21 protein-coding genes and 1 other annotated feature are annotated in these 21,217 nt (G+C 29.1%); of the genes, 3 read left to right on the plus strand and 18 right to left on the minus strand.

Annotation, left to right across the window (positions count from 1 at the left end):
- The 9 genes from ABDZ93_RS14415 to ABDZ93_RS14455 form a co-directional block, all read right to left on the minus strand.
- Complete coding sequence (locus ABDZ93_RS14415) at positions 1 to 411, minus strand: arsenate reductase ArsC (RefSeq protein WP_343827143.1); 411 nt, start codon at positions 409 to 411, stop codon at positions 1 to 3.
- A gap of 50 nt (positions 412 to 461) precedes the next feature.
- Positions 462 to 779, minus strand: coding sequence for an ArsR/SmtB family transcription factor (locus tag ABDZ93_RS14420; protein WP_343827144.1), 318 nt, complete (start codon positions 777 to 779; stop codon positions 462 to 464).
- Positions 780 to 899: 120 nt separating this feature from the next.
- Positions 900 to 1,217: a thioredoxin family protein gene (locus ABDZ93_RS14425; RefSeq protein WP_343827145.1), complete on the minus strand. Its 318-nt coding sequence runs from the start codon at positions 1,215 to 1,217 to the stop codon at positions 900 to 902.
- Positions 1,218 to 1,265: 48 nt separating this feature from the next.
- Positions 1,266 to 2,279, minus strand: a complete 1,014-nt coding sequence (locus tag ABDZ93_RS14430; protein ID WP_343827146.1) for a permease — start codon at positions 2,277 to 2,279, stop codon at positions 1,266 to 1,268.
- Between the two features lie 187 nt (positions 2,280 to 2,466).
- Positions 2,467 to 2,706, minus strand: a complete 240-nt coding sequence (locus tag ABDZ93_RS14435; protein WP_343827148.1) for a thioredoxin family protein — start codon at positions 2,704 to 2,706, stop codon at positions 2,467 to 2,469.
- A gap of 26 nt (positions 2,707 to 2,732) precedes the next feature.
- On the minus strand, positions 2,733 to 3,668 hold the full coding sequence (locus ABDZ93_RS14440; RefSeq protein WP_343827149.1) for a CobW family GTP-binding protein: 936 nt from the start codon (positions 3,666 to 3,668) through the stop codon (positions 2,733 to 2,735).
- Between the two features lie 49 nt (positions 3,669 to 3,717).
- Positions 3,718 to 3,993, minus strand: a complete 276-nt coding sequence (locus ABDZ93_RS14445) for an ArsR/SmtB family transcription factor (protein ID WP_343827150.1) — start codon at positions 3,991 to 3,993, stop codon at positions 3,718 to 3,720.
- Between the two features lie 198 nt (positions 3,994 to 4,191).
- Positions 4,192 to 4,854 (minus strand): GGDEF domain-containing protein, encoded by a 663-nt coding sequence (locus ABDZ93_RS14450; RefSeq protein WP_343827151.1) that lies wholly within the window; start codon positions 4,852 to 4,854, stop codon positions 4,192 to 4,194.
- 418 nt (positions 4,855 to 5,272) lie between these two features.
- On the minus strand, positions 5,273 to 5,464 hold the full coding sequence (locus tag ABDZ93_RS14455; RefSeq protein ID WP_343827152.1) for a helix-turn-helix domain-containing protein: 192 nt from the start codon (positions 5,462 to 5,464) through the stop codon (positions 5,273 to 5,275).
- 166 nt (positions 5,465 to 5,630) lie between these two features.
- Here ABDZ93_RS14455 and ABDZ93_RS14460 point away from each other — a divergent pair, with 166 nt between their 5' ends.
- Positions 5,631 to 5,978, plus strand: a complete 348-nt coding sequence (locus ABDZ93_RS14460) for a helix-turn-helix domain-containing protein (RefSeq protein WP_343827153.1) — start codon at positions 5,631 to 5,633, stop codon at positions 5,976 to 5,978.
- A 221-nt stretch (positions 5,979 to 6,199) separates the two neighbouring features.
- Positions 6,200 to 8,347: a PAS domain-containing sensor histidine kinase gene (locus tag ABDZ93_RS14465; protein ID WP_343827154.1), complete on the plus strand. Its 2,148-nt coding sequence runs from the start codon at positions 6,200 to 6,202 to the stop codon at positions 8,345 to 8,347.
- 194 nt (positions 8,348 to 8,541) lie between these two features.
- Here ABDZ93_RS14465 and nhaC read toward each other — a convergent pair whose 3' ends face one another.
- The 4 genes from nhaC to asnS all read right to left on the minus strand — a co-directional run bounded on the left by nhaC (position 8,542) and on the right by asnS (position 14,404).
- A complete protein-coding gene (nhaC, locus tag ABDZ93_RS14470) occupies positions 8,542 to 10,002 on the minus strand; it encodes a Na+/H+ antiporter NhaC (RefSeq protein WP_343827155.1) in 1,461 nt (486 codons plus the stop codon).
- A gap of 500 nt (positions 10,003 to 10,502) precedes the next feature.
- A complete protein-coding gene (locus tag ABDZ93_RS14475; protein ID WP_343827156.1) occupies positions 10,503 to 11,900 on the minus strand; it encodes a DUF4367 domain-containing protein in 1,398 nt (465 codons plus the stop codon).
- Entirely contained in the window at positions 11,893 to 12,432 is a 540-nt protein-coding gene (locus tag ABDZ93_RS14480) for an RNA polymerase sigma factor (protein ID WP_343827157.1), read from the minus strand. Before ABDZ93_RS14480 ends, ABDZ93_RS14475 begins: the two co-directional genes overlap by 8 nt.
- A gap of 580 nt (positions 12,433 to 13,012) precedes the next feature.
- Positions 13,013 to 14,404: an asparagine--tRNA ligase gene (gene asnS, locus ABDZ93_RS14485; protein WP_343827158.1), complete on the minus strand. Its 1,392-nt coding sequence runs from the start codon at positions 14,402 to 14,404 to the stop codon at positions 13,013 to 13,015.
- 460 nt (positions 14,405 to 14,864) lie between these two features.
- Positions 14,865 to 15,109: a binding site (T-box leader), on the minus strand.
- Positions 15,110 to 15,302: 193 nt separating this feature from the next.
- On the opposite strand from asnS, the gene ABDZ93_RS14490 reads away from it, so the two are divergent.
- The gene (locus ABDZ93_RS14490; RefSeq protein WP_343827160.1) at positions 15,303 to 15,785 is read left to right on the plus strand and encodes a DUF1648 domain-containing protein; all 483 of its coding nucleotides are present in this window, start codon (positions 15,303 to 15,305) and stop codon (positions 15,783 to 15,785) included.
- 129 nt (positions 15,786 to 15,914) lie between these two features.
- Here the strand turns inward: ABDZ93_RS14490 and ABDZ93_RS14495 are convergent, their stop codons facing one another.
- The 5 genes from ABDZ93_RS14495 to ABDZ93_RS14515 all read right to left on the minus strand — a co-directional run bounded on the left by ABDZ93_RS14495 (position 15,915) and on the right by ABDZ93_RS14515 (position 20,690).
- A complete protein-coding gene (locus ABDZ93_RS14495; RefSeq protein WP_343827161.1) occupies positions 15,915 to 17,051 on the minus strand; it encodes a DHHW family protein in 1,137 nt (378 codons plus the stop codon).
- Positions 17,052 to 17,070: 19 nt separating this feature from the next.
- Positions 17,071 to 18,477: an MBOAT family O-acyltransferase gene (locus ABDZ93_RS14500; RefSeq protein ID WP_343827162.1), complete on the minus strand. Its 1,407-nt coding sequence runs from the start codon at positions 18,475 to 18,477 to the stop codon at positions 17,071 to 17,073.
- A 28-nt stretch (positions 18,478 to 18,505) separates the two neighbouring features.
- The gene (locus tag ABDZ93_RS14505; RefSeq protein ID WP_343827163.1) at positions 18,506 to 18,979 is read right to left on the minus strand and encodes a DUF4358 domain-containing protein; all 474 of its coding nucleotides are present in this window, start codon (positions 18,977 to 18,979) and stop codon (positions 18,506 to 18,508) included.
- Positions 18,980 to 18,988: 9 nt separating this feature from the next.
- Positions 18,989 to 19,777, minus strand: coding sequence for a GDSL-type esterase/lipase family protein (locus ABDZ93_RS14510; protein ID WP_343827164.1), 789 nt, complete (start codon positions 19,775 to 19,777; stop codon positions 18,989 to 18,991).
- A gap of 385 nt (positions 19,778 to 20,162) precedes the next feature.
- On the minus strand, positions 20,163 to 20,690 hold the full coding sequence (locus ABDZ93_RS14515) for a QueT transporter family protein (RefSeq protein WP_343827165.1): 528 nt from the start codon (positions 20,688 to 20,690) through the stop codon (positions 20,163 to 20,165).
- Positions 20,691 to 21,217 lie beyond the last annotated feature (527 nt).

Raw genomic sequence — 21,217 nt, forward strand, 5'->3', positions numbered from 1 at the left:
CTATAATTTAATCTCCTTATTTTCTATTCTCTTAGCTAAATTCTTAACTTTTTCTTCAATAATCTTAGCAGTTCTAATAAATTCTTCATCTGACTTTCCAGTTGGATCATCTAATCCCCAATCCTCTATATGTTTCCCTTGTAAAATGGGACATACTACATTACAACCCATTTTAATAACTATATCTACTTCTGGTATATCTCCTAGCAGTTTAGATTTATGAGTCTCATTCATATCAATGTGATATAGCTCATTTATTATTCTTACTGCATCTTGATTTATTGTAGGTCTTAGTTCTGTCCCTGCAGAATAACTTTCAAAAACATCTCCTTTATATAGCTTTCCTAAGGCTTCCGCCATTTGAGATCTACAAGAATTATGAACACATATAAATGCCACCTTTGGTTTCATATTAATTCCTCCACCCTTAATACTTATATGAATATATGTATATTATAAATTTATTTACATTTACACTTTTCTTTCTCTTTACAAATACACTCCTCTGTATCTGTTGTAACACTTATTAAAAATAATATTAATCTATTACAATTAGTTGTGTTTAAAGAATAATGACTCCATAGTCCATCCTTTCTACTCTCCACAAGACCACAATCCATCAAAACCTTCATATGATGTGAAAGGGTTGGCTGAGTAAAATCAAAATGTTCTAGAATATCACATGCACATCTTTCACCACAGGATAATATGTCTACTATTTTTAATCTATTTGGATCAGATAACGCCTTTATAATTTTTGCATTTTCTTCATAATTCATTTCAACGCCTCCTTACATAGATGATTGTCTATATTTATAATATAGACCATTATCTATATAGCGTCAACACACTTTATTTAAGTTAATCTGATATATTATATTTATTTTCATCTATGTATTTCAACATACCTTTATATTTTGAAATAAAAAATAAGTAACTAAATTTAATATCCAGCTACTTACTAAAGCTTTTATTACTGTATAGATTTTTTTATTATCTCTTCTATATTGTTCTGGTGATAAAAGTTTACCATAAGATAAAACTTTATCATTTACAACTAAAGCTGGTGTTTGCATTACCCTGTACCTTGCTATCTCCATAATATCTCCAGTATTTTCTACTTCTACACCTAAATTCATTTCTTTAACTGCTAATTTAGTGTTTTCAAACATTTGTGCACTTTTTTTGCAACATGCCCCTAATACAATAATTTTCATAGTAACTTCTCCAATTTTTAATAATATAACTCTAATAAATTTATATATTTATATGAATAAATATCCAAATAAGTTAAATACATATCCAATAATTATAATTCCTATACTAACAACTGCCACAAAGGTAGCTAATAATTTAGGCTTTACTGCCTTTCTAAGCATTATAATAGATGGTAATGAAAGGGCTGTAACACTCATCATAAAGGATAATATAGTTCCAACACCTACCCCTTTAAAAAATAATGCCTCTGCCACAGGTAAAGTTCCAAATATATCAGCATACATAGGTATTCCCACACCTGTAGCTAAAAGTACTGAAAATGGATTGTTATCTCCTAATATAGTTTGAATAATTTCTGTAGGAATCCAGTTATGAATTATAGCTCCAATACCAACTCCTATTAGTACATAAAGCCAAACCTTTTTTAAGGTAAACAGCATTTGCTCCTTGGCAAAAATTATTCTATCCTTATTTGAAAGTTCAGGTAACTCAATATCTACAGAACTATTAGATTTAATATATTTTTCTACGTATTCCTCCATGCCTAGTTTATCAATTATGGTTCCTCCCGCTACAGCAAGAACTATTCCTACAACTACATAAGCTAGTGCAATCTTAATTCCAAATGTACTTGTTAAAAGTAAAAATGCTGCAATATCAACTAAGGGCGATGATATTAAAAAAGAAAAAGTAACTCCCACAGGAAGACCAGCATTAGTAAATCCTATGAATAGTGGTATAGATGAACAAGAACAAAAGGGTGTTAATGTTCCAAGTAAAGCCCCTATAATATTAGCCTTTACCCCTTTAAATTTTCCTATGATTTTTTTAGTTCGCTCTGGTGGAAAGTAACTTTGTATATAAGAAACCAGAAAAATAAGGGCTGACAGTAGGATTATTATTTTTATTGTATCATAAATAAAGAACTGTAAACTTCCACCTATCCTGTTACTAATATCAATACCTACATTGGATAATCCTTCTCCAATTAATTTATTTAACCACTTCATTCCCAATACCTGATTTTGAAATAAATTCCAAATTAAAACTATAATATCCATTATTTCCTCCTAACTACCTTACTTTTAATTTTTAAATATAGACAACCTTCTATATCCTCATTATATACTTAATATAGATAATCGTCTATATGTTTCTTTAAAAATTTTTACTTAATATTCCTATATACATTTAAAACATAGGCATAGATATGCCATATTTATATATAGCCTTACCTATGCCTATGTCCTATAGCTCTTCTTTGAAAATTTTAACTATTTGTTTTGTAGATAAAACCTGTCCCATGGCTTTTGGTTTACCATTTACCATAAGGGTTGGAGTAGTCATAACTCCTAGTGAAATAATATCCACTAAGGATTCAACCTTAGTTACATCTGCGTCTATACCTAACTCCTTTAAAGCTGCCAAAGTATTATCATAAAGTTTAGTACATTTAGAGCACCCTTCTCCTAGAACCTTAATTTCCATATTAATCCCTCCTCAAATTTAAAATCTTAATTTTTAAGTTCCATCTTTTCTCCTACAATTTCATCCCAATTATTAATTATAGGCTTTATTATATTAGGTCCTATTTTAGATATAAATACTAGCTGTGAAACTTCCTTTGGTTCACATGGCTTATAATCTATATTCTTTCCTACCACATCTATTTGTTGCCATCCATCGTTTAAGTTAAAGAAACCTTTTATTCTATAACTATACTTCTTTATAGAATTTAAAAATTCCTCCATTTTATTTTTACTTACAACACTACTAAAATTCATAGTTAAGCTTTTCGGCTTACTTTCCACAGTATTTGTAGACTCTTCTCCTTCAGCCCACTGATTTACTAATAGATCCTTATTTAAAAAGTCTATGCCAAACTCTCCAAAGGAACAAGTTTCTATATCACACTTAGGATTTACCTCTCTAACTTCCTTAATTACATTCTTTAACTCTTCTTCTTCAATTAAATCTACCTTATTTATAATAGCCATATGGCAATGCTTTAATTGACGATTAACTGTTTCTAAATCTTCTAATTGTTCTATAAAATTCACTACATCGATTAAGCATAATACTCCCTTTAAATCATAGGTTGCTTCAGACAATAAAACCTTTACACCTTCAAATATCTCTTCTATATTGGATGGATCTGCTAAGCCAGAACTCTCTACAAATACATACTCTAAACCCTGTTTACTCATTTCAGCTAAAGCCTGAGCAAAGGATATTTTTAAACATGAGCAGAAGATAGATCCCCTATTAATCTCCACCATCTCAATATTATCTCTTTTTAGTATGGCACCATCTATACCCAGCTTACCAAATTCATTTTGTATAACTCCAACCCTTTTATCCTTTAACGCATCTAATAGTCTTAAAAGTACCGTAGTTTTACCTGAACCTAAAAATCCAGTTAATACGTATAAATTAATTTTTTTCTCCATGATTTACCCTCCTGTAGATTAATAATTTAAATAAATATGTTTAGATTTTTTAGTTATTAGAATTTAAAAAACTTCTTAATTCAGTAAGTCTTTCTGAATTCAATGTATACTTCATCCAAGAGCCATCCTTATTACCAAGAACCAATCCACTATCTGTTAAAATCTTCATATGATAAGATAAAGTAGGTTGAGTAATATTAAAATTCTCAAGAATTTTACATGCACATAATTCCTCTGACTCTGTAAGCATATTAATAATTTTTAATCTAGTCTCGTCTGCCAATGCTTTAAACATTTGAACATATTCTGCATAATCATATTTCATAAAATTCTATCTCCTAAACTTCTATTTGTAAGTATTTTGTATCATTATTATATCTCTCATATAGATACTTGTCTATACGTCTTTCAAATCCAGATTATTACAACTCATAAAAAGACTATATAATTCTATTACATAAAAATAGCTACCTCTACATGAGTTTTAGTCATTTGAGGTAGCTAAGTTTCTTAAATCCTAAATTTATAATGTATATGTATTTTTTCCTAATGATTTAGATATATATAATTTTTCATCAGCCCCTTTTACTAAATTATACATATCTTCTTCATTAACTATTTTGGTACTTTCTATTCCTATACTGACAGTTATTCTATCACTAACTTGTGAATATTCATGAACAATATCAAGGTCACTAAGATGCTTCATAAATCTCTCTACATTTTCAACAACTGCTTTTTTATTCATTCTAGATATTATAGAAAATTCCTCTCCTCCATATCTACAAATTATATCCTCATTAAATATATCTCTCAAAGACTCCGATACTACCTTTAAAATTTTATCTCCTTGAACATGTCCATAGTTATCATTGTATAATTTAAAATCATCTATATCTACCATTAAAAAAGTAATAATTTCTTTATTCTCACGAGCTCTTAATAATTCCAAGTGCATAAATCTTCTATTATATGTATTAGTCAAAAAATCTCTCTCACTTATTAGCTTTAACTCCTTATTTATTCTAGATATTGCTTTATTTTCTATTACTAATATAAATATTATAATAACTAAACATATATTTATAAATTTACACTGACTTTTTTCTTTAACAAATATTATACTAACTAATAGTAACAATATAAATAATACTATTAGATTTTTTTTATATTTTTCTAATTTCATAAAAATTAATTTTAGCGCTCCTCTCATTCTAGGTAAAGTATTATGATTTTTCTTGTAATTATTTTACATAATAATTTTAATCTATTATAACTTTATCCTAAAGATTTAAACACTTATACAATATTTCTAAATCATAAGACCCAAGATTTAAACTTTAGTATATAACGCCACTGTACATCTATAAAAATAGACAACCATAATTTCATATTAGATTGCCTTTTAAATATATTGTAGTAATATTTCATTAGTTAATTATGTTATGTAAGTAACTTTATTTGAATATAAATATTTTCTTCAGTAGTAAACAAATCTTTTTTTTCAATTAATGTAAACTTTTATATATAAATTATTTATCTTATAATTTTTTTCTTTAGTTTATCCCCTATACCTTACCCTTATCATTTGCTTATATTAACTCTTAATCTAAGAAATCCTTCAAACTAACCTCAAGTGCAATAGCCAAACTATTTAGAGTTTTTAGAAATGGCACTGTTCTTAAATTTTCAATATCAGATAAGTACGTGTTGGATATACCAGATAATTGAGCCAATTTATTTTGATTTATGCTCTTTGATTTTCTAATAAATTTGATTTTTTTTCCTACTTCCACTCTATCACCCCAAACACTATTTTACGCTAATACAGTAAAAAAATCAATAGTTTTATTGTTTTTTTACTGTCTATACATACTTTTTGTTCGTTTACTTATACTAATACTTAAACTATAATTTTATTATAAAAGTACGTAAATAACGTATTTTATTGGAGGTATATATATGAATTCAAGAAAAAAACTTAAAGAACTTAGAAAATCTAAAGGATTAACTTTAAAAGAATTAGCTGCTAAAACAAATTTATCAATATCTTTTATAAGTGATATTGAACACAATAGAAGTAATCCTTCTATATCTACTTTAAAGATACTTTGTAATGCTTTAGATGTACCTATAACCTATTTATTAGAAGATGATAAAACTCCCTCTAATTTAGTATGCAATGATTTAGATGAGGTATTATCAATTCTAATAAATGATTTCTCTTCTTGGAGTTATGATGACAAAATAGAATTAATATGCTATCTAAAAGCTAAAAAACACATTCGAGAAACACAAAAAAAGATGTGAATATATAAGTTTATATAAATAATTTAAATATTATTTAATCAAATTAAATTTTAAACTTAACTTATAGAATTACTTAATTTATTTTATATTATTTATAACATCCATCCCGCATTATGGCTTTTTTTGTAATTTTTGTTTCATTTTTCTTTGTTTCATTATATAATTGAAACATAATTTATATAATTTAACATGATTTATAATCTTAAATAGGAGTGATTGCTATGTATAATAATCTTTTCAACAAAACACACCTAGATCAAGAAACTATAAATGAATTAATCCCTATTTTAAATGAATTTGATGATTGTATATGGATAAAAAATATAAGAGGAGAATATTTAGCAGTTAATGACTCATTATGCACTCTTCTAGGAAAAGATAAAAAGACTTTATTACATAGTAATGGTCTTGATATTTTTGATTATTCAAGCTTTAAATTTGTAATTAAAGATGATTTAAATGTTATAAATAGAAAGAAAAAAAGTATTATGAATGAATATTTATATATAAATGGCCGAGAAGTTATTTTACAAGCCCATAAAATTCCTATTATAAATTCCGACAATAGCTGTTACTCCTTTTTAGCTATTGCGCAAGTTATTAATACAGATGAACTATACTACAATAATTTTATTATAGATAATAATTATAAAACACTATGTAACCTTATTACTGAGAGTGAAGAAAAGCGTGAACAAGTTTCCTATGAAGAAATCTATGAATATCTTGTGGATATATATGAATCTATGGATATAAATGGTACAAGCCTATGGATCTATGACGATTTTAAAAAGATATTAATAAAAAAAATGTGTTTAGGAATTACTGAAACCGTATCAGATAAGACTACCTTTCCTATAAGCGATTTCTATAAAGATGAATTAATAAATATCTCTACTAAAATGAATTCACCTACTCATTTAAAAAGCTGTGAAGACTTTTTTTGTAATACTGGTTTTTGCCAAAGCTATAAGTATTTCCTTAAAGACAATTATATAATTGTTCTTCCTATAGTCTATAATAACTCTAGACTTCTAGGTATTTTAAATTTATACTATAATAATTCATTTGATACAGAATCTAATGCTAAATATATGTTGCGAACTTCCAAAAGATTAGCTTTATTACTTAAAAATATCTATTTATCCAACCAATTAACATATCAATTGCAAAAAAAGATTAAACTAGAAAATGAATTAAGTCGATTTCTTAATATAGCTGTTGATTTATATACAATTATAGATACAAAGGGTTATATAAAAAAAATAAGTTCTAATATTCCTTTCATATTAGGATGGGACTTTAATGATTTGAAAAAAACTCCTATTAAGACACTGATAAAATCAACAAATAACAGTGTAAATTTCAAAGATATTTTGCATACTTATAACAAAAAATTTTATGGTGGAATATGTGAAGTAAAATGCAAAAATAATTCTTTCAAATTAATTGAATGGTATTATTACCACCAACAAGAAACAGACGAAATATTTATTACGGGTAAAGATGTAACTAGCTTTTCAAAACTTGAAGAAAAAGTCGCCTCTTTAGAAGAAAAAGTAAAATGTGAGAAATTTAAAACAGATTTTCTAGCAAATATTTCTCATGAATTTAAAACTCCTTTAAATATAATATTAGCAAGCATTCAATTAGAGCTTAATCGTTATAATAATGTAAATGATAATAATAATATTTACTATAATCGTCTTAATATGATAAAACAAAACTCATATAGACTTCTTAGATTAGTTGACAACCTAATTGATGTAACACAAGTTGATAGCAACAATATAAAGCTATACAAAGAAAATATTAATGCTATTTCCTATTTTGAAGATATCGTGGACTCAGTTTCCCAATATATAAAGAAAATGAGTAAAAATATAATATTTGATACTAATGAAGAAGAAGTATTTCTAGATTGTGATCCTGAAAAAATTCAAAAAGTAATTTTAAATTTAATTTCTAACTCCATAAAATATACAGAAGTTAATGGCAACATATGTATTACACTAACAACTAATTTGGATGAGAATAGACTATATATTTCTGTAAAGGATGATGGTGTAGGAATACCGACAGATAGCTACGACATTATATTTGAAAGATTTAAACAGGCAGATAATTTATTCATAAGGAGAGCTGAAGGCAGTGGAATAGGATTGACTTTAGCAAAATCCTTTGTTGAGCTTCATGGTGGAGAAATATGGGCAAACAAGAATCTAGACAAAGGATCAGAATTTATATTTTACTTACCTATAATCTCTGTTAAAGATGCTAAAGTTAATTATTTTTATAATAAAGTTGTAGACTCTAGATCTGAGAAACTTAAGATTGAGTTTTCAGATATATATTCTTATTCTAATTAAAGTTATATAAACTACTTTCAAATATAAACAACATATATTTTAAATTTCCTATAAATTAAAGGCTTTCTACTATTTTGCAGAAAGCCTTTAATTTATTTATGCATAATGTTATACCCGTACAGTCAAAAATCTTAAGTATAGTAGTTATTTTTATTCATTGAGTCTCGTGACTTCCCATTTCCACAATACTCCCCTTAAGCTACAACTTCTTTATCATTTTCTTTTTTAATAAAATCCTCAGCTAATAATCCCTTAGCTATAGGCTTGCTTTCATCTAATGGTTTCATTGCAAATCCTGTATATCCGTAGATTGCAGATACAATAGGGTTAATTAATCCCAAGAAATGGAATGGTGCATAAGCAAAAGCGCTTACTCCTAGAGTAGTAAAGTATATTGCTCCACAAGTTGACCAAGGTACTAAACCTGAAGTTAAAGTTCCTGCATCTTCAAGTACTCTTGAAAGGTTTTTAGGATGTAGATTTAACTTCTCATATACTGGTTTATACATTTGACCTGGTATAACTATGGCCATGTATTGATCAGCAGCCATAAAGTTCATAGCTATACAACTAATAATATTTGATAGAACAATACTTCCTCTACTATGGCAAAAAGTAAGAATTTTAGCTATTATTGTATCTAAACATCCTATTTGCTTTACAAGTCCACCAAAACACAATGCACAAATAACTAAAGAAATAGTTTCCATCATTCCAAGCATACCTCCTCTATTAAGAAGCGAGTCAACCATAGCATTTCCTGAACTTATCTCAAATCCGTAGAATAATGATTGTACAATACCTGAAATAGTATGCCCTTGTCCTAATGCAAATATAACTCCTATAATAGTTCCACCCAACATTCCTGGTATTGCTGGTACTTTAAATATAATCATTAAAACTACTGAAAGTGGAGCTATAAATATTAGTGGACTAATATTAAAGCTTGATTGTATGGTATCTAAAATAGCATTTATTTGACTAGTATCAGCAACTGCTGTATCCTTAAACCCTAAACCTATTATGGCAAATAGAATTACAGCGATTATGAAGCTTGGTACCGTTGTATATAACATATGTCTTATATGATCAAATACATTTACTCCAGCTACACCTGCTGCCAGATTTGTACTATCTGAAAGTGGTGATAGCTTATCTCCAAAAGAAGCTCCTGTAACAACTGCTCCTGCAACTATAGCAGCAGGTATTCCAAGTCCTGCTCCTATTCCCATTGCTGCTGTTCCCATAGTTCCTGCTGTAGTCCAAGCACTCCCCGTTGAAACAGAAACGATAGCACATATTATTGGAAGTAAGAATAAGAACATGGTTGGTGTAAATAATTTAAGTCCATAAAAAATCATTCCTGGGACTACTCCCCCAGCAATCCAAGATCCTACTAAGCAACCAACTATCATAATAATAAAGTTAGCTTGCATAGCCATGGAGTTTGTCTTTATCATTGAAGCTTCCATATCATCCCAGCTATGTCCTAATAATTTCCCTATAATTGCAGTTATAGCACAGCATATAACTAATGGTATCTGTGGTGCTGAATCAAAGACTAGTACACCTAATAGCATAAAGCAAATTAAGCAAACAAATGGTATCACTGATACCAACAGCGATGGTTTTTTAATTTTTTTCCCCTCGTTCATAAACTATAGTCCCCCTTGTTAGTTAAATATTTATCTTTAAGTATTTTCTTTTGTAAAGAAAATACTTATAAGCGTAATTCATTAATAATTTATTAATAATTATTTCACAATTATTAATGTGTGATAAAAAGCAAAATATATAATTATATTTAATTTAAATATAATTTTGAATAAATATCCACTTGTTATATTGACTATATCATGAATTTTTAGAAAATTCAATAAAGTTTACCGTTCAAGTTGTTTATTTATTCATTTATTTTGTATTTTTATGTATTTTTATGTATTTTTATATTTGCACTTACATTAGTTGGTTATAAACTTTTTTCAAAAAAATATGAGATAATTGTTAACTTTATAGCATTTATATAAATTATTTTAATAAGGAAGAGTTTTAAACACTGCTAATAACTCTACCTATTCTATTAATTCCCAATATGGTATTTATACTGTAAAAAGGTCTATCTCAAAATAAAATTTTGAGATAGACCTTTAATTTTTTATTTAGTTACTTTAATGTACCTTCCAACAAAAGATGTAGTTCCACTTTGGTCAAAATTAATGTAAGCATTGTCAATTTTATCTTCATCTACTGCGTAAATTAAATGAGCTTCTTTTGTTTCATTTGGTGCAAAATCACAGAAGTAAAAGTGTCCTCCTCCATAATCTGATTGATCAAAGTATATTGGTGCATTATCCATTTGAAGTTCATTACCATTTCCCCAATAATCACCTAGAGATCCGAGAGCACCATTTGATGCTTTCTTCTTAAACCCAATTCTTGGATAAATATTTATATCTTTTAGCTCTTTATCAAAAGGATTCTTCATAGTTAGAGTCACATAAACATACTTCATTCCTACTGTTTCAGTAACAGTATTCATTTTATTATTTTCCCACCACTCAACATTAGTTCTTTCATAATCCTTTAGAGTTCCATCTTCATTTATAAATTCAAGATACTTATTATAATCGGAGAACTTATTTTTATCTACTTCAGGTAACTTATCCAATACTTCAATGTTATTTACAGTAAAAGTTGGGTTTTGATTAGGGAACCCTTCATCACTTATTTCTTCACCAATATTAAATAAATGATCAGTTGTAATTGCAGGTTCTACATATTCTATCACTTCTTTATCATTGTCTTTATTATCTACAATATCTTTTAACTCTTTTGAAAAAGCAGGAACCTCTATAAATTCTCCAGGAATCTCTTCACATTTAATATTTTCTGCTACTTTTTTAAGTTCTTCTAAAGAAGTATTGTTAGCGCCATAAATTGTAACGACATAACCACCCTCTTCATAAAACATATTGATAATATGGTTATACTCCAGTCCTTCTCTTGTAAGAATTTGCGCCTTTACGCCTCCAAGGGTAGTTTCTTCTACATCACTTACGTAAATTTCCTCAAAATGCGTTGTATAGACAGGTGGACAAATAGTTATTCCACCTACACTATGGTCACCATTAGGATGATATTTTCCAAGAGCATTTTCAGTCTCTATATATCCTTCAGGAAGGTACCCAGGGACCACCTTCATTGCAGGTACTTTAGTAGAAGCAGCTTCTGTTTGAATATCACAAGTAAGTGTTCCTGTCTCTTCATTCTTACTTGTTGTAACTAAATAATGTCTAACCGCACCATAGGCTGTTGCAGATATTGCTAAAGTAGCCGTAATAGCTGCAATAAGTACTATTATCTTTTTCTTCATAATTTTTTTCCCCTTTTTATTAATACTTTGAAAAGAATCTTGATTATTAATGATTTTCATTCTTTCACTTTTATATTTTTCCGAAAATACATGGGGTTCCGTAGTGCGATTTAACTCTTCTACAGCATTTTCTTGCCCTAAAAGATACATCAATTTATCAAGATCAGTTTTATTATCCATACAACTCATCTCCCATCATTTCTTTTACCATCTTTCTGGCACGTTCATACCTTTTAGCTGCAACATCTTCACTGATGTTTAATAACGATGATATTTCCCTATAGCTAAGTTCATAAAAGCAACGATACTGAATTATTTCACGGTGTTTTGATGGTAATTTAGAAAGTAATTGTGTAATCATATGTCTATCTTCCACTGTTTTTACAGAAGGAACCCCCTTTTGATTTTCACTTGTCACTTTTTCTTCTACCCCTTTAGTAAATAGTTGAGTTTCTTTTCTATTTCTACGGTATAAATCGATGGCAATATTTTTTATTGTATATACAACTAATCGCTTTGTATTTACACTTTCTATTTTTTGAATAGCTGAAAGATGTGGAATTAGCTTTATGAATGCATCATGAACTGCATCCTCTGCTTGTTCTACATTATTTAAAATTGAGTATGCAATACTATACATCTTATTTTCATAGACATCATAAAGTTGTGCTAGCATATTATTTTGAAAATTTTCATCCGATGAAATCTCCACTTAATCACTCCTTGCTGTTTAAGGCACCTTCAAAAAATAAATAAGTCAGAATGCTCGTCTATTTTGTGTTATCTGATGCCTACCCGCTCTAATACTCCCATCTTCTTCAAAGTGGGAGTAAAGAGCGGCTACGTCCCTAGATAACAATTTCCCCTAAAGGACAACGACTTCTAAGTATCAAAAATACTGATACTAAGAATTCTGTTAGTAAGCTTCAGTGGGAGTAAAAACCCCATCTGAAGCAAAGAACTCTGTTTATACTGCGTCAACAGAACCCTTAGATAGTGCTACTATCTGCAGAACCTGTTTCCTTGTCTAACTCAAAATATACTTCCCATCTTTGGCTTATTATTTATTTTCAGATGCCTAAGAGTACTCTTACTAAATATAACGATTGACAACTTACAATTCTGACATTTTTATTTTAAACTTAAAATAATTACTACTTATATAATAATATAGGTTATTTTTAATAAATACTATTATTAAAATAGTAGTTTTATTTGTAATCTTAAACATATAACAAAAAGGGTAAAACTCTCGTTTTACCCTCATACTTGTTTATTTTATTAATTTTCTCCTAGAACTCTGCAGTTCCTGTTGTTCTTGGGAATGGTATTACGTCTCTGATGTTGCTCATTCCAGTTACGTACATTATCATTCTTTCAAAACCTAGACCAAATCCAGCGTGTTTTGTGCCACCGAATTTTCTTAATTCTAGGTACCACCAGTAGTCCTCTGGGTTTAATCCTAATTCATTGATTCTATCTACAAGAAGATCGTATCTTTCTTCCCTTTGGCTTCCTCCGATGATTTCTCCTATACCAGGAACTAATAAGTCCATAGCTGCTACAGTTTTGTTGTCATCGTTCATTCTCATATAGAAAGCTTTGATTTCCTTTGGATAGTCAGTAACGAATACTGGTCTTTTGTATACTTCCTCAGTAAGATATCTCTCATGCTCTGTTTGAAGGTCACAACCCCATTCTACTGGGTACTGGAACTCTTTATCTGCTTTCTTTAATAATTCTACAGCTTCTGTATAAGTTACATGACCAAAGTCTGAAGTTGCTACGTGATTTAATCTTTCAAGTAATCCTTTATCTACAAAGCTGTTGAAGAATTCCATTTCTTCTGGAGCATTTTCAAGAACATAGTTTATGATATATTTTATCATATCCTCTGCTAATGTCATGTCATCCTTAAGGTCTGCAAAAGCTATTTCTGGCTCTACCATCCAGAACTCTGCAGCATGTCTTGCAGTGTTAGAGTTTTCAGCTCTGAAAGTCGGTCCAAATGTATAAACATTTCTAAATGCAAGAGCATAAGCTTCTGCTGCAAGCTGACCACTAACTGTAAGGTTTGTTTCCTTACCAAAGAAGTCATTTTTATAATCTATTTTCTTATCCTCAGTCATTGGAATGTTCTCAAGGTCCATAGTTGTAACTCTGAACATTTCTCCTGCACCTTCACAGTCACTTCCTGTAATTATTGGAGTGTGAGTATAAACAAACCCTCTTTCATTAAAGAAGCTATGAATTGCATAAGCAACTAAAGAACGTACTCTAAATACTGCTGAAAAAGCATTGCTTCTTGGTCTTAAGTGAGCTATAGTTCTTAGATATTCAAAGGTGTGTCTCTTCTTTTGAAGTGGATATTCACTACTTGATTCACCTTCTACTACTATTTTTGTAGCTTTGATTTCAAAAGGTTGCTTACTTCCTGGAGTTAATACAAGCTTCCCTTCAACTATTATTGATGAACTAATACTTAACTTTTCTATTTCCTTAAAGTTATCAAGACTATCCTCAAATACTATTTGAACATTTTTAAAGAAGCTACCATCATTAACTTCTATAAACCCAAAAGCTTTAGAACTTCTTAAAGTTCTAATCCATCCTGAAATACAAACATCCTTGTCTGCGTATTTTTCACTTTCTCTGTAAAGACTTTTTACTAAGATTGTTTCCATAATTAAATCCTCCTTTTATAAATTTATATAAGCTTCACATTTCTTCGTTAGTTTCAGTCACTGCGGTGTTCATTTATGTTTAATAAACTCTACTCCTCGTTCCCTCACTGCCTTGAACTGTTCGCTTCTATTAAGGCACTATCAAATAAATAATAGATCAGTTCTCTCGTCTATTTGCCACGAATACTGCGTCGTTAAAATTCTGTCATAGCGCCACTATGACAGGATTCTAACTCCTTGTCTCGTGACAAATAGACTTCGAATCTTTGGTCTATTATTTATTTTCACATGCCTAATTTATTATTTTTAATATTGATGTTTCCTCTTCATATTTTTCATAATGTTATATATAAAGTTGAGAAACTTAAATTACTTAATTACAATACTGTTTTAATTATTGCCTGTTGAGGCAGTATGATTCTATTTTAAGACAATAAAAAAACCTTTCCTTCCCTAAAAAAACAGGGACGAAAGGATACATTCCGCGGTACCACCCAAATTATCATATTGATCAACTCTATAAGTACAAAGATTACTCTTGATACTCTTCCCTTTTAACGGTGAGATTCCGTCTAAGTCTACTCTCCAAGGATTTCGGTTAGAAACTCCGAGATGTTCTTCAATAAGAGCTTCGTATTGACCTTCCACCACCGTCAATTCGCTTTAACTACTTCTCATATTTACTCTTCTCATCACAGTCTTTATTTTCATCTATTAACTAGTATTTTCAAATTTATATTATTTATTCAAAACACTTGTTATCTATTATTATATGTTCATGATTTTAGAATGTCAACTATAGGTGAAAAATTTTGTATTTGTTATAATCTAACATTTGTTATAATATTATATTATAGTTTAATATCTATTAATTATTTATATGTTTGGAGGATATTCTATGAAAGAGAAAATCGCTTTTACTAAATTTCAAAAATTCCTTGAAGCCCTAGCTCTATTAATTTTACTAGGCTCTATAATATATATAATAATCTCTTGGAGCACTATTCCGGATACTTTACCCTCCCATTATAATGCCAAGGGAATAGCTAACAATTGGAGTGGAAAAGGCTCCTTACTTATAGTACCTATAATTTCAATAATTTTATATGCAGGACTTACAACACTAACATTTTTCCCTAATGTATGGAATGCTCCTGTAGAAATCACAGAAAAAAATCAAGACTTTGTATATACTAATCTAAAAACTATGCTTATAGTAATAAAGCTAATTCTAGTATCTGATTTTGCTTATATGACAATATGTTCAGCAACTCAAAGTTCTTTAAGTGTTTTATTTACACCTATAGTTTTAATTGCTGTATTTGGGACACTGGCCATTTTTATCACTAGAATAATTAGAGGAAGCAAAAAATTTGAGTAATATAATTTAAATTTATATACAACATTAATTAAATGAACGAGGCTTTCGAAAAATATATCACTAATCTTATATAAAATTTTGAGCATTTACTTAGATTAGCTTATTTTACGAAAGCCCCTTATTTATTATCTAATTAAGATTTAGTATAGAGTCATCAGAATTAAAGGTATTTGCATTGTATAAGAATAACATGTCTGTTATCCCCTTTGATTTAATCAACTCTTCTATATTATCCATATAATATCTCAAGTCCACCACATCTATTTCTCCATAATGGGAAGTTAAAAAAGGTAGGAAACTATTTGCATAGGAATCTTTAATTATTAATAGTTTCTTCTTGGGATCTCCTAAAGATTTAATATTAATATGTGGATGATTTCCCCCTGTAAATACTTCATACTTATCCTTTTTATCTAAATTCTCACTGCTATATAAGCTAGTAGTTCTCTTTTGCTCACTTATATAATTAACCACAATTTCTCCATTTTCTTTAGGTATGTATACATTTATATAATCTGGCTTTCCTCTCTTATCTCCTATCTTTGAAGTTAAGCTCCCATAAAAATCATTAGCAACTAATTCTATATCAAATTCTTCTTCCTTTTTAGGCTCTAGACCTACAGCTTTACAGAATTCCACGTAGGCAATGTAAGCCCCTTGGCTAGTCCAGTGATGGTCTGTCCTATAGTATAGATATTTATCCTTATTATTAAGGAGAGCATCATATGGATTTATAAATTTAATATTAGAACTTAACTTACCTTGTATATACTTCATATATTCCAACTGACTATCCACTGGCGCATATTTAGGTAGTTTTTCCTTTAAAATCTCCGCTGCTGTTGGTATCAACATAAAATTTGTATTTATATTTTCATGCTTCTTTACAAATTCATTGACAGCTAAAACCTTCTCATCCGTTTCTTCTTTAGACCTTTCCTCAAAGTCCTCTATTAGCTGACTATCCTTTCCTATAAATACATCATTACTTTCACTTTTACCCATTAATTTATCTACCTTAGCCTTAGTATTTACAAAGAAACCTCTTCCAGGAAATTGGTCCGATATATAGCTTTCATATTTTTTAATATATTCACCACTAAGAAGACTACTTATAGAAAACTCTGGTCTACTAGTTAGATTTCTATTTTCTTCTTCTGAAAATGCTTTTTCTCTTCTTAATATATTACTTACAGACATTATAGCTATAAATAAGAGAAATACTACTGCCATTAACCTTTTATTTACCTTGTTACTTTTATCCATTTCTCTCACTCTGCTTTCTTTAAAATCTAAAATATAGGAAAGGATTATAACTTTCACTAACTAAATAAACCACAGATATAATTAAAACTAACATATTTATAGCTACTACTATAAATACTCCCTTTAACTTATACTTCTTTTTCAAATGTATAATCAAATTTTTAATTAAAGGCGTAGAGCAAATAATAGCTATTACTAAAATTATTAGATTAGTTTTCAAGGTATATTTAGCCATGTTATCTATAAATATATTTTCTCCTATTCCAAACATAATCTTTATATAACTTAGTGCATCACTAACCTTGGCTGTATCAAAGAATACCCAGCTTATAATTACTAAAACTAAGGTATATACATGAGCAACAGCACTAGGTACTTTATTAAGAACTTTTCCTAAAAATAATTTTTCAAGGAATATAAATATTCCAAAATATAGACCCCAAATTACAAAGTTCCAACTAGCTCCATGCCATAATCCTGTAGCAAACCATACTATAAGTAAATTTCTAAACTGTACAGCCTGGCCTCTTCTATTCCCTCCTAGGGGAATATATATATAGTCCCTAAACCATGAGCCTAGAGATATGTGCCATCTTCTCCAAAACTCACTAATACTCTTAGACATATAGGGATGATCAAAGTTTTCTAGAAATTCAAATCCAAACATCTTTCCTAGGCCTATTGCCATATCAGAGTAACCACTAAAATCAAAATATATTTGTAGTGTAAAGGCAATTATCCCTATCCAAGATGATAATACAGATAATTCTCCAACAGGTATTCCCTTAATAGAAGTCCAAATCATTCCTATATTATTAGCAATAAGAACTTTCTTACCTATCCCTCTAATAAATCTTTCTACTCCTTCTCCAAATTTATCTACAGACTCAATTCTATTATTAAGTTGATCTTCTACATCATTATATTGAACAATTGGTCCAGCTACTAGCTGAGGAAACATGGTAATATATGCACCAAAATTTATAATGTTTTTTTGTGCAACCACCTTTCCCATATATACATCTGCTACATAGGATATAAGCTGAAAGGTATAAAAGGATATTCCCAGTGGTAAGGGTAGATTTCTTATCTGTAAATTAACACCTAAAATTTCATTAATATTATCAATTAGAAACCCATAATACTTAAAGAAAAATAAAAAACTTAAATTTAACACAATTACTGTAATAAATATAGCTGTTCTTTTTTCACTATCTTCTTTACTAGCCTCTATCATAAGACCACCTATATAATCAATTAATATGGAACCTATCATCAAGAAAATATATACGGGTTCTCCCCAAGCATAAAAAATCAAGCTCATTATAAGAATTACTAGATTTTTAAATTTCCTAGGACATATATAATAAATTATTAAGGTAATTGGTAAAAACATAAATAAAAATATCAAACTACTAAAAACCAAATTAATCACTCCAATTAAAATATAGTTACTACTTAAACTCCTTATTTATTGCTGCTTCTATGGTCGCCGAATCTCTTGAAATGATCAATATTAAGTACTTTCCTTTTACATCTAATACACGATTACTTATTATGTCATATTCTTCCGGTCTATAGCTCTTAAAACTATCGGACTGTTTTTTTATCCTTCCTTCAACTTTAACTTTTAATTGCTCTATATCTTCTTCACTCTTTGCTTTCAATACAAGGACTTCATTAGCATCCATATTGCTTTTAGGTGCATATAAAATAAAATCTTCTACTTCATTTTTGTTAATATAATATAATTTTCTTAGTTTTGAACTATCACCTACATCCATATGTTCACCATCTATAACCTGTGAAAGACTCTTCCTTAAGCTATCCATATCTGCATCCTTAACTTTAAGAACTTGATAAAGGGCTATAAATGTAATCAATACCGTTGCTATCAATATGTAATAATAATTTTTATATTTTTTCATATTTATCTCCTAATTATTTGATGTAATCCCTTGTTGTAAATAAGTTAACCATTTCAAATAAAAATCATATTTAAAGTGAACTCCATCAGCCTCATATAATTCATCTTTATCTCTCACCAATATATCTATATTTACATAATTAACTCCCGTTTCTTCACTTACTTCATGAGCTAGTTTTCTAAACTCATCTAAATTAGCATTAGTAAGCCTTCCATTAGTTTCTTTAGCCCTATCCATAACTGGTAGTGGGGCTTGTATGTATATATTAGTATTAGGTAGTTTTGTCTTAATATCATTTATGAACTCTATGTAATGAGATTTAAACTTGTCTGGCCCCCCAGGTCCACCTCCATCAAATTCTATTACATCATTCATACCGTATAAAAGTACTACATTTTTGGGCTGCAAAGATACAACTTTATCTATGTTTTGTCTTCCTTTAACTACAGTGTCTCCCTTGTTACTTATTACGTTATATTGATTCACGAGCTCCATCTCCATAAGACCTTCGGTGATAGAATCTCCCATAAATACTGTATTTTCATAGAACTTATAAAAATCAATTTCTTTATCCTCTACAACAACCTCAGGCGTATGATGCTTTTCAATTTTCGCTTCTATTACACTTAAATCAGCCTGCTCTAACTCATTCAAGTGCTTTCTCCCTAAAAGTACCCTTTGCTTTTCATTCATACGAACTTTTTTATTATCTATAAAGGTATGTATACCTATTGCTGCTATTATCATTACTATTATTATTCCTATGAGTGTCATAATTCGAAAACTTCTTTTTTTCATGATATCTTCCTCTTTTGTCTAATATTTATCTTACCTAATCATTGTAATACAATGAATTTAATATTTGGTTACAAAATCCTTACGTTTCTAAAAACTTTACCTTCACACAAAGAAACCTAAGCATAGATATACTTAGGTTTTTTACATCATTATAATAATATATGTTTCTCAAATTCTTAATATTTATCCGATGACTACCAGCTCTAATACTCCCATCTTCTTTAAAGTTGGAGTAAAGAGCTGCTACGTCCCTGGATAACGATTTACCCTAAAGGACAACGAGTTCTAAGTATCGAAAATACTGATACTAAGAACTCTGTTAGTAACCTTCAGTGGGAGTAAAAACTCCCTCTGAAGCAAAGAACTCTGTTTATTATATATTATCCTAATTAAGCTTTAACTTATCACTTAAATTCTCATTTTCAATAATAAATTTAAAAACTAAAACTCCTATAATGGAAACTACCACAAATTCTCCTATGGCAACTTGTAATGCAGAAAGCCAAAACGGTAAATTTAACATGTAATAAAGTTCTGCTCCTATAATTAAAGCATTTGATATAGTTGCCCATAAAGATGCTATAAATAGTACAAGTGTTTTATTATAGCCTTCTTTTTTAGTTAAAAGCTTCTTAGTTTGCCAAATTAAAACTAAAGCTATTAAACTAGCTAAGCTTCCAAATATCATATCTACTATTGCCATAGGGCTAAGTAGAAAATTTGAAATGGCACATCCTATAGTTAATGCTGGAATATATAGTGGGTCTATAAATGCCAAAAGTACCATTACCTCTGATACTCTAAATTGAATATTTCCAAAGGCAAAGGGTGCGATAACAGCAGTAACTGCTACATAGGCAGCTATGATTAGAGCCATCTTTAATAATTTTTTAGTATTGTTGCTAGTATTCATAAATATAATACCCTCCTCATTTTTTAATAGTGTAAGCTCTTAGCCTTACTAGATTCATATATTGCCCTATTTAACCCCATACAAACCTACTAATAAAATAATGAGTCTAGCTATGTCACCTCACTAGCTCCGCACCTATCTTTAACTCAGCATTTTCTTTCTCTTTGTCTCAAAGAATCTCATCACATACTTATTGGTGATTAAAATATATACTCCTATAATATATATTTTCATATACCTTATAGAAAAATAAAGGCCGTCACCCAAATGACAGCCTTGTAATCTTTGCACATAAATAAAATCCCAAACTTTTCTTTAGGACCTAATTAAAAGATTTCAATGCCGTAGTTTTATTTAAAGACAGGAGGCTTACGAACTGTCTCACTAATTTTGTTCATACTTATTATATCTTCTAAGTTAAATAATTTCAAGTTATACTATGTTTATATTTTTATATAGTTTTAATCATACTATCCTAGCATCAAAATCTCTGAAACCCGCATGGATACAATAACTAGTTAAATAGT

The organism is Clostridium subterminale (genome assembly GCF_039521425.1).
In the GTDB taxonomy this organism is placed as follows: Bacteria; Bacillota; Clostridia; order Clostridiales; family Clostridiaceae; genus Clostridium_J; species Clostridium_J subterminale.